Below are 12,914 nucleotides of genomic sequence, written 5' to 3'. Positions count from 1 at the left end.
ACTGCTCAGCCGGCGACCGGGCCACGATCGGCGCGGCCGAACTGTCGCGATGAGAATCCTCGTTGTCAACGCCGGCTCGTCGTCCTGCAAGGTGCAGCTGATCGATCCCACGTCGGGCAACCAGGGCGAAGCGGCCGGCGCCGTCGAGCGGCTCGGAAGTCGCGACGCCAGATACCGCGTGCGGTGCGGAGCGCGTCGCGCCTCCGGTGCTGCCGGAGAACGCGGCGTGCAGGCGGCATTCGACCTGATCGTCGGGCAGTTCAGCACTCTCGGACTCGACCTGGCCACTGATCCTCCCGTCGCGATCGGGCACCGAGTGGTGCACGGCGGCCTTGCACAGAGCAGGCCGGCACGGATCGATGATCGCGTCCTCGCCGCCATCGAGGCAGCCGTGCCATTGGCTCCGCTGCACAACCCTGCGAACTTGGCCGGCATTCGGGCTGCACTTCGGGCGTTCCCCGACGTTCCGCAGGTCGCGGTCTTCGACACGGGATTCTTCACCGACCTTCCGGGAACCGCCGCGACGTACGCCATCGACCGGGCGGTGGCTGAACAGCACGGCATCCGCCGATTCGGTTTTCACGGGTCGTCGCACGAGTTCGTCTCGGTCGCGGGGCCGGAGTTCCTCCGCGTACCGGCGACCGACGTCCGGCAGATCGTCCTGCACCTGGGCAACGGCGCGTCCGTCTCGGCCATCGACAAAGGCATTCCGGTGGACACGTCCATGGGCATGACCCCGCTCGAGGGTCTCGTCATGGGCACTCGGGCCGGAGACCTGGACTCGGGTGTTCTGCTGCATCTACTACGCACCGGGAGATTCAGCAGCGACACCCTGCAGGACCTGCTCACGCGACGCTCCGGTCTACTGGGGATGTCCGGGTCTGCGGACATGCGAGATGTCCTCGAGGCCGCCGACCACCGGGACGAAGCTGCGCAACTCGCACTCGACGTCATGGCTCACCGATTGCACAAGTACATCGGCGCATACACGGCGGTGCTCGGCGGACTCGACGTGCTGTCCTTCACCGCCGGAGTCGGGGAGAACAGCGAGAGAGTGCGTGCGATGGCAGTGGCCGGTCTCGAGCACCTCGGGATCACACTGGATCCGACGCGCAACGCCGTCGCTTCAGGTCGAACCAGGTTGATCTCGTCGCCGGACTCCGCCGTATCGGTCCTGGTCGTGCCGACGAACGAAGAGCTGCCGATCGCGCGACATACCGCTGAGGTCCTGTTCGACGCCGATCGACAGGCCGGGCCGTCCTGAGGCGTATGCCGGGGCAGATCGCCGATGAGCAGGCGCTCACTGCGGGTTCACGACCACATTCACATGGTGCTGTTCTGGTGCGTGACGAAGGTGCTCAGCAGGTCGATCGCTCTGAACCGCCGGCCGGTGAGGGTCTCGGGGTGGATGCGCAGCAGGTGCGGCTTGGCACCGGGTTCCCACGGAAATACCGGCAGCCGCAGCAGATCCAGGACCTGGTGCAACTCGGCGACCTCGGTTGCCACTCCGCTGACCAGCACACTCCACGCGGTGCGCGTTGACTGGTCGAGGCCGTCGACCTCGAAGGAGACGTGCTGGCCCTTGGCCGCGTCCAGTTTGGTGCCCGAACCGGTTCGAAAGAGGACATCCCCCTGGAAGACCGTGTGATTGACCGGGTAGATCTCCGGTCGCCCCGCCACGATGACGGCCAGACGCCCGATGGGCGCCGATGCGAGCAGCTCGATGCACTGCTCGGAGGTCAGTTGCTGGGTTCGGGGGTGTGTCGATGACTGCATGTGCCCAGCCTTCCGCTGCGGTCGGATCAGCTGCAGGGTCTTTGGTCCCGGCCCGGCATACCGCTGAATAGGGGGGCGATCAGCCGATCTGGCGCTGCATGAATCCGAACACCGCCGCCGCACCCGCGATGAGAGCGAGCGCGAGGTACACCCCGAGCGCGGCGACGTTCAGCTGATCCGCCGGGAACGCGGAGAGGTGCTCGAACGGCGACCAGGAACGTGCCCAGCCGGGAAGGGAGAGCAGACCACCGAACTGGGCGACCGTGCCGGCCAGCACCAGGACACCCCAACTCACCGGCATCCACGCCGCACGTATGGCGAACAGGCACAGGCTGATCGCGACGACCGTCCACATCGCCGGGAAGGTCGCAACAGCCGATCGCAGCAACGGCGTCAGTGCCAGCCGGGACCCGGTCAGTCGATCGGCGCCCCAGACCGACAGCGCGAACAACAGCATCAACGCCGCAGGGAGAACGAGTGCCCACAGCAGGTATGGCGCCAGGAGACGCCGTCGGCTCAACGGGGTGGCGAGCAGCGGGTCGATCCGGCGGGCACGTTCCTCGGTGGCGAGGTGACCGGCGACGGAGATGCCGGCGGCGGTGGCGATGAGTGCGCAGACCGAGATCTCGGTCGCCAGATAGAGCTCGATGAAGGAACCCTGCCCACCACCGAGGCTGCGCAACATGCGCTGGACGGCCGCATCGGCCGACCCGGTGAGAGTGCTCGTCAGACTGCCCACGACAACACCCAAGGCCCCGAACGCGACCAGCCACCCGGCGACGCCTCCGCGCAGCAGGCGCCAGGTGAGCCCGGCCGGCCCGGCGATCCGTCCGCGCGCTCTGCCGGTCCGTTGCGGAAGTAGTCCGACACCGATGTCCCGGCGTCCCCGGAGCAGGTACGCGAGGAGCACCAGCACGATGCAGACGCCCAGCCCGGGTCCCAGCACCCAGTAGTTGTTCGCTCCGAACGGCTCGGCCTTCGTCGCCCAGCCGATCGGGCTCGACCAGGTGAGCGCAGGAGCCGCGAGGTCCCCGACCATCCGGATCAGGTACAGGACCGCCAGCGCGCTGAGTCCGAGTTGACCCGCGCCCCGGGTGCTGCCGGCGATCTGGACGCACACGGCTGCCAGGCCGGCACCGGTGCACCCGATCACCACCCAGCACAGGGCGAAACAGACCGCGCCGGCGACGGGTGATCCGACCAGGCACAGCCCGAGGGCGGCCAGGACGGCCCCGGACGCGACCGCTCCGACCGCAAGGAGCAGAGCGGCGGTGAGTGCGGCGTGCCGGCCGACGATCTGTGCCCCGACGAGTTCGGCCAGCCCGGACTCCTCGTCCGCGCGGGTATGACGTCGCACGATCACCTGGGCCAGGATCGCGAGACCCAACCCCGCCGGCAGCAGCGTCTTGGAGACACCGACGGCGTCGATCGAGGCCGGTTCGGGGAGCGATCCGTACAGCGCGACGAATGCCGGATTACGCATCGTGTCCAGCAGGCTCGCGGGAAGATGCGTGCCGGACGGATAGAGATTGCGGGTGGCGCGATCCGAGCCGGCCACCAGCACAGCCAGCAGAATCACCGTCACCGACACCATGAGTCGATCCCGGCGGACGGCGACTCTCAGCAGGGGACCGGTTCCCGCGAACCCCGTCATGGCGCGACCCGGAACTTCTCCAGGAACAGGTCCTCCAAGGATGGCGGGGTGCATGCGACTTCGGTGACACCGTGCGGGTTCAGGGCGGCGATCAGTCCCCCGACGTCGCTCGGCTCCGCGGTGAAGGTCACCCGGCAGCGCACCGGACCGGACCCCGGAAGGTCACCGACGGAGACGTCGTACATGCCGTGGAGCGCGGCCAGCTCGTGCTGCGTCGGGCCGGTCCGCAGGTCCAGGCGCACTCGGGTGCGGGCGGAATGTCGCAGCCGGCTCAGGCTGCCGCTGCTGATGGCCGTGCCACCGCGCAGCATGGTGACCGAGTCCGCGATCTCCTCCACATCGCTGAGGATGTGGCTGGACAACAGGACCGTCCGTCCCTCGCTCTTGCGCTCCCGCAGGATCTGCTGGAAGACGAGGGTCATCAGCGGGTCCAGCCCACGGGTCGGCTCGTCGAACAACAACACCCGGACGTCGGCGGCCAGGGCCGCCACCAGCGCGATCTTCTGCCGGTTGCCGGTGGAGTAGGTGTGCCCCTTCCGCGTGGGATCCAGCTCGAATCGTTCGATCAGCTCGTCGCGTCGTGCGCGTGGGACGCCTCCGCGGAGTGCACTGAGCAGGTCGATCGCCTCGCCCCCGGTGAGATTGGGCCACAGGGCGACGTCGCCCGGCACGTAGGCGAGCTGCCGATGCAGCTCGGTCGCCTGTGACCACGGATCGAGTCCGAGCACCCGCGCGCGGCCGGATGTCGCCCGCAACAGACCGAGCAGGATCCGGATGGTGGTGGATTTTCCGGCGCCGTTGGGTCCCAGCAGCCCGTGCACGTCGCCCTCGGACACCTGCAGATCCAGGCCCGCGAGCGCTGCCGTGTGACCGAACTTCTTGTGCAGGTCACGAATGGTGATCACGCTCACCGCGAGGTCTCGCACGCTGTCGGGTCCTGCTGCCGCGGGGCTTCCCACGGTTGTCGTGTTCATCGTCAGCACCGGAACAATCGACCGAGTGACCCCAGGATGCGACGGCACCGGCGCAGCCGTGGCGTCGGCTCCGGAGGTAGGCCGAGTCCGCGGGCCAGCTGTTCGATGCGCCGGAGCTTGTCCTGAAGTCGGTAGCCGTCGTCCTGCCAGCGGTGCCACTGCTCCCGGTTCCATCGCGACGGGCGTGCCCGCACCCACTGCTCGTGCGAGAAGCGCCAACAGGTGTCCTCGGCCATCAGGTGACTCAGGCAGGGGTCCGTGGTCGCTTCGAGGACGGTGAGGGTCCGACCGATCGTGGCGAGCCGAATACGGTCTCCGCCAACGCCTTTCACCGCAGCACGGACTCGCGGCGATCGGGGACCCGTCGCACCTGAGTGATGCACACCGAAGGGGTTGTCGAGGAAGAAGTCGCGATTCATGACGGCACCACGTCTTCGCGAAGGTGGGCCGACGCGTGCTGCAGGGCCGTTCCGACGGGGACCGTCACCGTGACCACGCCGTCCCGTCGTTCTCGGGTGGCATCGGGCAGTTCGTCCCGAATCACTTCCAGCATCTGCTGATTGGCCGGCTCGACATACGCCACCAGTGCCGACAGGTTCCGCCGGTCGGCGTCGTGCAGCAATGCCGCCAGGAGACGAGTACCGACGCCGCGCCCCTGCACGCCGTCGTCGACGGAGAGTCCGAACTCCGCACGATCGGCGCCGAGGCGATGGGTGGATCCGACACCCACGATGTCACCCGCTGCGTTGCCGGCGACGACCGCGAACAGGGTTCTGTCCGGGTCGCCCAACGCGTCGACGTACCCGTCGGCCAGCGAGGGCGACATGGCGAAGAAGCGCTGCTCGACGGACCGGTCGCCCCAACGACGGAACAGGGCGCGCACGGCTGTGGTGTCAGCGGTGTCGAACGGACGGATCCGGACGGATGCGGGTCGCACGGGTCTACCTCCTGAGCTGGGTGCCGGCCCTCAACGGGTCAGCACGACTTTGAGTGCGTTGGTGTCAGCGGCGCGGGAGAAGGCCTCGTACGCGGCCATGAACTCGTGCAGCGCGAAGCGGTGGGTGACGAACTCAGCGGTGCTGAGGCGACGCCGCTGCAGCAGCCGGAGGAGAAGCGGCGTCGAGAACGTGTCGACGAGTCCCGTGGTCACGGTGATGTCGCGCGGCCACAGCTCTTCCAGATGCAACGTGGCCGCCTTGCCGTGGACCCCGACGTTGGCGACCCGTCCGCCGGGACGGATCAGTCGGGCGCACAGCTCGAAGGTCCCCGGGGTCCCGACCGCTTCGATCGCGACGTCGGCGCCCAGCCCGTCGGTGAGATCGCGAACGATCGAAAGCGGGTCGTCCTGCGAGCTCCGGACCGTGACGTCGGCGCCGAACCGTCGAGCAGCCGCCAGCCGGGCGGGTGCGAGGTCCACCGCGACGATCCGCGAGGGGCTGAACAGTCGTGCGGACTGTATGGCGGACAGGCCGATCGGGCCGGCACCGACCACCACGACGGTGTCGCCGGGTCCCACATGTCCGTTGAGCACGCCGACCTCGTATCCGGTGGGTCCGATGTCGGCGAGCATCAGCGCCTCCTCATCGTTCACCTCCGCGGGGATGAGGTGGGTGGACCGATCGGCGAACGGGATGCGGGCGTATTCGGCCTGTGTGCCGTCGATGGTGTGGCCGAGGATCCAGCCACCGCCTCCCAGGCAGAGTCCGTACCGCCCGCGCCGGCAGTAGTCGCAGTTGCCGCAGGCCGTGATACAGGAGATGAGGACGCGGTCGCCGACGGAGCGGGTGCTCACGGCCGAGCCCACCGAGACGACGGTGCCCACTGCTTCGTGACCGAGAATTCGCCCGGCGGTGACCTCCGGTACGTCACCACCGAGGATGTGCAGGTCGGTCCCGCAGATCGTGGCAGCGTCGATCTGCACGATCGCGTCAGTGGGCGCCTGGATCGTCGGCCGCGGCACTTCGTCCCAGGACTTGTGACCGTTCCCGTCGTAGACGACCGCTCTCATCGTCGTGCCGCCGGAGGAAGCTCCGGAAGTGGTTGTGATCGTTGATGATTCGCTACTGGTCGTCATGACGTCTCCATCCGGTGGTTGACCTGCTCCGACCAGTCCAGCCCCTGTGAACCGGCGCGCACAGGGACCAATGGCCCACTTCCGGAGCATCGTTGTCGCGGGACGTTCGTCCCTGCCGGACGTGCTGCGTTCGACGGACGCTGGAGCCCTGAACGCATTGACGGCAACGCATTGACGGAAGGAGTTCCTGATGGACACTGCTGTCCCCCTGGGAGCGGTACTGGTCGGATTGGACCAGTCCGCGGAGAGCGCACGAGCCCTCAGTTGGGCGGCCACCGAGGCGCGCCGACGGCACTGGCCGCTGCACCTCATGCACGTGGTCGACGACGAGGCCTGGGTCTACTCGAGCACCACCTCCCGTCCGATGCGTTCGGTCGTCCGGGACGCGCTGGTGATGCTCAGCGATTGGCACCCCGACCTGCAAGTCACCTGGTCCCAGCCGGCCGGCGATCCCGCTGCCGCACTGGCGAGCGGCTCCCGAAGCGCACGCGTCACGGTCGTCGGCTCCCGAGGACACGGCGCCGTCGGCGACGCAGTGCTCGGATCGACCACGACCCGGCTCATCGCGCAGACCCGATGCCCGGTGGCCGTGCTGCGCGCGGACACCCCGATACCGCGGCCGGGCGCGCCCGTCGTCGTCGGCGTCGGATACGACCGATGCTTCGGACCGGTCCTGGCCGCAGGCTTCGCGGAGGCCGGTGACCGGCATGTCGATCTCGTCGTCGTACACGCCTGGCAACTGGACGCCTCGACGATCGTGGACGGCCTCGAGTTGCAGGGCCTGCCGATCCGGGAGGCGCAGGAGCACCAACTCGCGCTGCTGAACCGCACCATCGCCGACCAGGCGCACAACCATCCCGACGTCGAGGTGACCGCCCATGCGGTTCAGGACGGCGTCGCCCATGCGCTGGCCCGCTTCTCCGCCGACGCCGCGCTCCTGGTGGTCGGGTCGCGGGGGCGTGGTGAGATCGGCGGCGCCGTACTCGGTTCGGTCAGTCAGAGCGTGATCCGAACCGCCACGTGCCCGGTGCTGGTCGTGCGCGACGGGCGAACGTCACTCCGGACGGCACCGGACGAGAACACGGCGGGAGCATCGTCATGAACCCGATCGAGCACGCCGACACCTCGACCCACCGCACAGGGGTCCCCGGTCGATCGACGACGATCCCGGCGCACGCGATCGTCGTCGGTCTCGACCATTCACCGCAGAGCACCGCCGCGCTGGAGTGGGCCGCTGCCGAGGCCGTCCGACGCGACCTCCCGGTGCATCTGCTGCACGCGGTGCAGTCGCCGCTGTGGCTGGGGCCGGACGGCGTCGACGACTACGAGCCGGAACCATCGGGGTGCGTCGCCGACGCACGTAGGGCGTTGGCCGACAGTTACGCCACACTGGCCGTCACCTGGAGTCAGCCGTATGGCGACCCGCTGCCGGCGTTGACCTGGGCGTCACGTTTTGCCACCTTGCTCGCGGTCGGCACCCGTGGCCGAGGGCCGGTCCGCCAGGTCGTCGGGGGGTCGACCGCGGTCGAGTTGATCGCCGACGCACACTGCCCGGTCGTCGTCTCGCGGACTCCGCTGCGCAAGGTGCAGGAGTCCGACCCGGTCGTCGTGGGCCTCGAGGGCCGCCCGAGTGACGGCGATGCGCTGCGCGCCGCATTCCTGGCCGCTGACATCCACCGGCGCCCGTTGGTGGTCGTGCACGTCACGGACTACGGCTTCCTGGAGCGCGCTCGGATCGAGCAGCTGGTGGCCGCCGAACGACGAAATCATCCGACGAACAGTGTGAACGTGCTTGTGAAACGCGGCGATCCGGCCGACATACTGCTCACGAGCAGTGCGAACGCATCATTGTTGGTGCTGGGTTCGCACGGTCGCCACGAAGCCGCGGGGGCGCTGTTGGGCTCGGTCGGACAGGCCGTCCTGCGACGGGCCGTCTGCCCGGTGTTGATCGCGCGAGAAGGCACCCTGCGTCCGTTCGACGCGACGGTCACCGAGGACGGCGCCGATGACGAATAGTCGTATGTCGGTCACGCTCGGCTTCGAGGGCGCAGTGGGCACCGTCACCGGGAGCTCGTTCCTGTTGCGGCGCGGGGCGCGCGAAGTGCTCGTCGACTGCGGGATGTACCAGGGCGATCGGCAATGGCGCCAACGGAATTGGGAGCCGCTGCCGTTCGTCGCCGCGGGCATCGACGGGGTCGTGCTCACGCATGCGCACCTCGACCATTGCGGTCGCCTGCCGGTGCTGACCCGGGCGGGCTACCGCGGACCCGTCTGGTGCACCCCCGGGACGGCGCGTCTTGCGCCCCTCGTGCTGCGTGACAGCGCGCACCTGCAGGAGCACTACGCGCAAGCAGCTTTCACCGGCCACTTCAGCAGGCACCGCGCGCCGGCGCCGCTGTATCGAGCCGGCGACGCGGACGACGCCAGCAAGTTGCTCTCACCCGTCGAGTACGGGGCTGCGCAGACCATTGTCGACGACATCACCGTCACCTTCTCGCGCGCCGGGCACATCCTCGGCGCAGCGTCGGCGCTGGTCGACGTCGGCGGTGAAACCGTATTGTTCTCAGGGGATCTCGGCAGGACCAACCACCCCATCCTGCTGCCGCGCCAACCACCTCCCGCGGCGCGCACGGTGGTCCTGGAGTCGACATACGGCGACCGCTCGCACACACCGGTGGCCACCGCGCACGAGGTCCTCGCGCAGACCGTCCGCGACACGGTCCGACGTGGTGGGTCCGTCCTCATCCCGGCCTTCGCACTGGACCGGACCGAGATCGTGCTGCGCACGCTGAACGAGCTCACCCTCGGCGGACAGATCCCACGTGTGCCGGTGTATGTCGACAGCCCCATGGCCCTGGCCGCCTGGGAGATCTATCGCGACCCGGCGATGCGCTCCGAACTGCGCACGGACCTGACGTCCGCGATCGCCGATGACCTCGACCTGCGGTTGGCGCGGACCGCCGAGGAGTCCATCGTCCTCAATACCCCACCCGAACCGTCGATCGTGGTCTCCGCATCGGGGATGGGGACGGGCGGCCGGGTCGTGCACCACCTGCTGAGCATGTTGCCGCGCGCCGGCGACGCGGTCGTTCTCACCGGCTACCAGGCCTCGGGCACCCCGGGGCGGCTGCTCGCCGAAGGCGCCACTGCGCTCAAGCTGTACGGCCGGTACGTGCCGGTCCGGGCGACGGTGGTCGCCGACGAGGGCTTCTCCGTGCACGCGGATGCCGATGAACTCGTGTCCTGGGTGAAGGAACTGCCCGCGGCACCGGAGGTGATCTACCTGGTGCACGGGGAGGATCGTTCACGACAGGCCCTCGCACGCCGGATCCGCGAGGCGACCGGGTGGTGTGTGGTCACGCCGAGCCTCGGCGAGACCGTCCGGCTCGACGGCTAGGCGGACGACCGGTGGGCCGTCACCGGCCGGCGAGCGGACCGGCAAGATGCCCGCCGCTCACGGTGATGCGCCGCCCGGTGACCGAGTCCGGCTCGATGCGCAGGAAGCACGGTTTCGGGCCTTCCTGCCAGGGGAAGATCGGCAGTTGCAGTGCGTCGACGACGTCGTGCAACCGATCGACCGAATGGGCACGGCCCTTGATCACCACACTCCAGCTCTGGGCGTGCTCGGCGTCATACCCGTCGACCTCGAAGGCCACCGCCTGCTTGTCGGACGCCGCCAGCTTCGTGCCGGGGCCGGTGCGCAGCATGATCGTTCCGTGGTCGACGACGTGGTTGACCGGGAAGATGTCCGGATGACCGTCAACGGTGACCGCCAGGCGTCCCACCGGGACGGACCGGACCAGTGCCCAGCACTCGGAGAGGGACAGGTTGACGGTGTGTGTGTCGCTGCTTGTGTTCATGACAACGACGGTCCTCGGCGGGTCGGTGTCGTCCCAGGGTCATTGGTCCCGCTTCTGCCCTTCCTCGGGATGTGTGGCCGCGAAGACCGCCGCCTGGGTACGGCGTTCCATGCCGAGCTTGGCGAGGAGCGACGTGACGTAGTTCTTCACGGTCTTCTCGGCCAGGTGGAGCGTGTCGGCAATCTGCTTGTTGGTCATGCCCCGGGCGATGTGGTCCAGGATGCGGCGTTCCTGGGGCGTCAGGAGCTGTAGCCGGCGGTCGGTCGTGTCGGGTTCCTGCCAGGAGCGCCGCAACTGTTCCACTTCGTGGTCCTGCAGCAGATCCCGACCGTTGGCCACCGCGCGAACCGCATCCGTCAGGCTCGGGCCCTTGATGTCCTTGAGCAGGTAGCCCGCCGCTCCGGCGAGCACCGCTGCCTGCAGGGCGCGCGCATCGTTGTACGACGTGAACATCAGGGCCTTCATGGTCGGCAGCGCGGACCGGGCATCGCGGCACACGTCGACACCCGACCCGTCCGGCAGACGGACATCGAGCAGCGCGACGTCGGGGGCCGACAGCACGATCTCGCGGAGGGCGTCGGCAGCGGTGCCGGCCTCGCCGACGACCTCGAAGTCCGGTTCGGCGGTCAGCAGGTCCCGGATCCCACGCCGCACCACCTCGTGATCGTCGAGCAGGAAGATTCGTATCGTCATGCGCGTCCTACCTGTTCTGCCGGTCCCGTCGAGCCTCCGCTCAACGGGATGCACCATGCCAGCTCGGTCCCGGCCGGTGTGACCGACCGGACGCCGAACGACCCGCCGCGCGCCTTCGCACGCCGGGCGAGGTTGTCCAGACCGCTGCGCCGCGAGACGGTCCCGATCCCGGTGCCGTTGTCGCGCACCCTCACGCTCAGCTCCTGCGAGCATTCGACGCGGACGGATGCGTGATCCGCTTCCGCGTGCCGGGCCACGTTCGACAGCCCCTCCCGCACGACGGCCAGCACGTCGGCGAGGATCTCCGCCGGCAGCCGGTCGATTGGTCCTTGCAGGGAGATCTCGGGGCGGAACCCCAGGGCGGACGTGAGCGCGGTGATCAACTCCTGCACAGCCTGCTGTGCGGTCGATGCTTCGACATCGTGCAGCTCGAAGATCGCGTGCCGGATGTCCTTGATCGCCCGATCCAGGTCGTTGACGGCGTCGTCGACCCTGGCCCGGACCGTCGGATGCGTCGCCAACTGGCTCGCGGCCTGCAAGGACAGACCGGTGGCGAACAGCCGCTGGATGACGTGGTCGTGCATGTCCCGGGCGATCCGGTCCCGATCCTCCAACAGCACCAGACGAGACTTGTCCCGCTGGGCCCTGGATGCTGTCAGGGCGAGACCGGTCTGGCCGGCCAGCGCCGCCAGCAGTTCGAGCATCTCGGCGGCCACGGATCCGCGGTCCCTGTCCCAGACGACCACCAGGACTCCGACGTCCTCGGTGCCGACGACGACCGGCATGACTGCGACGTCGCCGTCCCCGTCACCCAGCACGGCAGCCACTTCGCCGACCAGGGCGGCAGTCGCGTCCGGTGCGGGTTCCTCGGACCTGTTGATCAGCACCGGCTCGCCCTCTCGGACGAGGGTGCTCCAAGCGGGCGCGGCGAGCACGATGTCAGCAGGCTGCGCGCCCACCTTGCACGTGGCGACATGCAGGTGGCCGAGTTCGTCGTGCAGCGCGACGAAACCGTCGCGCGCATACGCGTGCTCCACGGCTGCAGCCACCAGGAACCGCATGGCGTCCCGTTCGCTGGATCCTTCGAGCAGGCGCTGGCTGAGCTCATTGCTCGTCTCCACCCAGGCCCGTTGCCGACGGGTCCGCTCGTACAGGCGAGCGTTGTCGATCGCGATGCCCGCCGCAGCGGCGAGCGCCACCAGGATGCTTTCGTCATCCGCGGTGAACTCGGTGCCGTCGGACTTCTCGGTCAGGTAGATGTTGCCGAACACCTCGTTGCGGATCCGGACCGGCGCCCCCAGGAAGGTGTGCATCGGAGGGTGGTGAGGGGGAAACCCGTAGCTGGCGGGATGCGTGGCCAGGTCCGCCAGGCGCAACGGTTGCGGCTCGTGGATCAGCAGGCCGAGCACACCGTTCCCGTGCGGCAGATCTCCGATCGCGGCTCTCTCCTCGGGGCTGAGTCCTCGGGTGACGAATTCGACCAGGTGTTCCCGATCGCGATCCAGGACACCCAGGGCGCCATACCTGGCGTCGACCAGTTCGCATGCGGCGCGCACGATCCGCGACAGGACATCGCTCAATTCGAGGTCGGCCGTCACCGCGACGACCGCGTCCAGCAGGTGCGCAAGCTGTTCGTGGGAACGGAAGCGTTGCGTCGCACGGGCGCGCAGTTCTTCGATCAGGTCGTCCAGACCGAGTGTGGACGGTGTCACCAGGGACCGGGCGTGGTCAGAACCGTCTTCGGGGCTCTGCATGGAGACCAGCCTAGAACCGGGAAGCCGGTCACGAAACGGATTCGGGACCTTCGCCCCTCACCCGCTCGGCGCGCTCGATCGATCCTGAATACCTGCGGCACCACCCGGAAGCGCGGTCGAGGAGGCCTT

Annotated in this window: 13 protein-coding genes; 4 read left to right on the top strand and 9 right to left on the bottom strand. The window is 68.8% G+C overall.

Annotated elements, in window-relative coordinates; all coding sequences use genetic code 11:
* Positions 1-49: 49 nt before the first annotated feature.
* A complete protein-coding gene (locus ACZ50J_RS00430) occupies positions 50-1,264 on the top strand; it encodes an acetate/propionate family kinase (RefSeq protein ID WP_464299312.1) in 1,215 nt (404 codons plus the stop codon).
* Positions 1,265-1,323: 59 nt separating this feature from the next.
* Here ACZ50J_RS00430 and ACZ50J_RS00425 read toward each other — a convergent pair whose 3' ends face one another.
* From ACZ50J_RS00425 to ACZ50J_RS00400, 6 genes are all read right to left on the bottom strand, one after another.
* Positions 1,324-1,776 (bottom strand): pyridoxamine 5'-phosphate oxidase family protein, encoded by a 453-nt coding sequence (locus ACZ50J_RS00425; protein WP_464299311.1) that lies wholly within the window; start codon positions 1,774-1,776, stop codon positions 1,324-1,326.
* Between the two features lie 79 nt (positions 1,777-1,855).
* The gene (locus tag ACZ50J_RS00420; RefSeq protein WP_464299310.1) at positions 1,856-3,370 is read right to left on the bottom strand and encodes an ABC transporter permease; all 1,515 of its coding nucleotides are present in this window, start codon (positions 3,368-3,370) and stop codon (positions 1,856-1,858) included.
* Positions 3,371-3,426: 56 nt separating this feature from the next.
* On the bottom strand, positions 3,427-4,404 hold the full coding sequence (locus ACZ50J_RS00415; protein WP_464299309.1) for an ABC transporter ATP-binding protein: 978 nt from the start codon (positions 4,402-4,404) through the stop codon (positions 3,427-3,429).
* A gap of 2 nt (positions 4,405-4,406) precedes the next feature.
* Positions 4,407-4,823 (bottom strand): hypothetical protein, encoded by a 417-nt coding sequence (locus ACZ50J_RS00410; RefSeq protein ID WP_464299308.1) that lies wholly within the window; start codon positions 4,821-4,823, stop codon positions 4,407-4,409.
* Positions 4,820-5,341, bottom strand: a complete 522-nt coding sequence (locus ACZ50J_RS00405; RefSeq protein ID WP_464299307.1) for a GNAT family N-acetyltransferase — start codon at positions 5,339-5,341, stop codon at positions 4,820-4,822. Before ACZ50J_RS00405 ends, ACZ50J_RS00410 begins: the two co-directional genes overlap by 4 nt.
* Before the next feature lie 30 nt (positions 5,342-5,371).
* Complete coding sequence (locus tag ACZ50J_RS00400; protein ID WP_464299306.1) at positions 5,372-6,478, bottom strand: alcohol dehydrogenase catalytic domain-containing protein; 1,107 nt, start codon at positions 6,476-6,478, stop codon at positions 5,372-5,374.
* 190 nt (positions 6,479-6,668) lie between these two features.
* On the opposite strand from ACZ50J_RS00400, the gene ACZ50J_RS00395 reads away from it, so the two are divergent.
* From ACZ50J_RS00395 to ACZ50J_RS00385, 3 genes are read left to right on the top strand one after another with little or no spacing between them, the layout of a single operon-like run.
* Positions 6,669-7,580, top strand: a complete 912-nt coding sequence (locus ACZ50J_RS00395; RefSeq protein ID WP_464299305.1) for a universal stress protein — start codon at positions 6,669-6,671, stop codon at positions 7,578-7,580.
* Positions 7,577-8,494, top strand: a complete 918-nt coding sequence (locus ACZ50J_RS00390; protein WP_464299304.1) for a universal stress protein — start codon at positions 7,577-7,579, stop codon at positions 8,492-8,494. The genes ACZ50J_RS00395 and ACZ50J_RS00390 overlap by 4 nt, the downstream gene beginning before the upstream one ends.
* Positions 8,484-9,875, top strand: a complete 1,392-nt coding sequence (locus ACZ50J_RS00385) for an MBL fold metallo-hydrolase RNA specificity domain-containing protein (protein WP_464299303.1) — start codon at positions 8,484-8,486, stop codon at positions 9,873-9,875. The genes ACZ50J_RS00390 and ACZ50J_RS00385 overlap by 11 nt, the downstream gene beginning before the upstream one ends.
* 19 nt (positions 9,876-9,894) lie before the next feature.
* On the opposite strand, the gene ACZ50J_RS00380 is transcribed toward ACZ50J_RS00385, so the two are convergent.
* Genes ACZ50J_RS00380 through ACZ50J_RS00370 form a run of 3 tightly spaced genes read right to left on the bottom strand, consistent with a single transcriptional unit; the run spans position 9,895 to position 12,785 of the window.
* Complete coding sequence (locus tag ACZ50J_RS00380; protein ID WP_464299302.1) at positions 9,895-10,338, bottom strand: pyridoxamine 5'-phosphate oxidase family protein; 444 nt, start codon at positions 10,336-10,338, stop codon at positions 9,895-9,897.
* A 39-nt stretch (positions 10,339-10,377) separates the two neighbouring features.
* Positions 10,378-11,031: a response regulator gene (locus ACZ50J_RS00375; protein ID WP_464299301.1), complete on the bottom strand. Its 654-nt coding sequence runs from the start codon at positions 11,029-11,031 to the stop codon at positions 10,378-10,380.
* Complete coding sequence (locus tag ACZ50J_RS00370) at positions 11,028-12,785, bottom strand: sensor histidine kinase (RefSeq protein ID WP_464299300.1); 1,758 nt, start codon at positions 12,783-12,785, stop codon at positions 11,028-11,030. The genes ACZ50J_RS00375 and ACZ50J_RS00370 overlap by 4 nt, the downstream gene beginning before the upstream one ends.
* Positions 12,786-12,914: the final 129 nt, after the last annotated feature.

Source organism: Flexivirga sp. G2 (assembly GCF_055397625.1).
This window is presented reverse-complemented; position numbering and strand designations above follow the sequence as displayed.

What these genes read in the sequence shown, in the direction of transcription:
- ACZ50J_RS00385 (WP_464299303.1), top strand. Translation starts at nt 8,484, where the DNA reads ATGACGAATAGTCGTATGTCGGTCACGCTCGGCTTCGAGGGCGCAGTG.
- ACZ50J_RS00400 (WP_464299306.1), bottom strand. Translation starts at nt 6,478, where the DNA reads ATGACGACCAGTAGCGAATCATCAACGATCACAACCACTTCCGGAGCT.
- ACZ50J_RS00390 (WP_464299304.1), top strand. Translation starts at nt 7,577, where the DNA reads ATGAACCCGATCGAGCACGCCGACACCTCGACCCACCGCACAGGGGTC.
- ACZ50J_RS00420 (WP_464299310.1), bottom strand. Translation starts at nt 3,370, where the DNA reads ATGGTGTCGGTGACGGTGATTCTGCTGGCTGTGCTGGTGGCCGGCTCG.
- ACZ50J_RS00375 (WP_464299301.1), bottom strand. Translation starts at nt 11,031, where the DNA reads ATGACGATACGAATCTTCCTGCTCGACGATCACGAGGTGGTGCGGCGT.
- ACZ50J_RS00425 (WP_464299311.1), bottom strand. Translation starts at nt 1,776, where the DNA reads ATGCAGTCATCGACACACCCCCGAACCCAGCAACTGACCTCCGAGCAG.
- ACZ50J_RS00410 (WP_464299308.1), bottom strand. Translation starts at nt 4,823, where the DNA reads ATGAATCGCGACTTCTTCCTCGACAACCCCTTCGGTGTGCATCACTCA.
- ACZ50J_RS00395 (WP_464299305.1), top strand. Translation starts at nt 6,669, where the DNA reads ATGGACACTGCTGTCCCCCTGGGAGCGGTACTGGTCGGATTGGACCAG.
- ACZ50J_RS00380 (WP_464299302.1), bottom strand. Translation starts at nt 10,338, where the DNA reads ATGAACACAAGCAGCGACACACACACCGTCAACCTGTCCCTCTCCGAG.
- ACZ50J_RS00415 (WP_464299309.1), bottom strand. Translation starts at nt 4,404, where the DNA reads ATGAACACGACAACCGTGGGAAGCCCCGCGGCAGCAGGACCCGACAGC.
- ACZ50J_RS00370 (WP_464299300.1), bottom strand. Translation starts at nt 12,785, where the DNA reads ATGCAGAGCCCCGAAGACGGTTCTGACCACGCCCGGTCCCTGGTGACA.
- ACZ50J_RS00430 (WP_464299312.1), top strand. Translation starts at nt 50, where the DNA reads ATGAGAATCCTCGTTGTCAACGCCGGCTCGTCGTCCTGCAAGGTGCAG.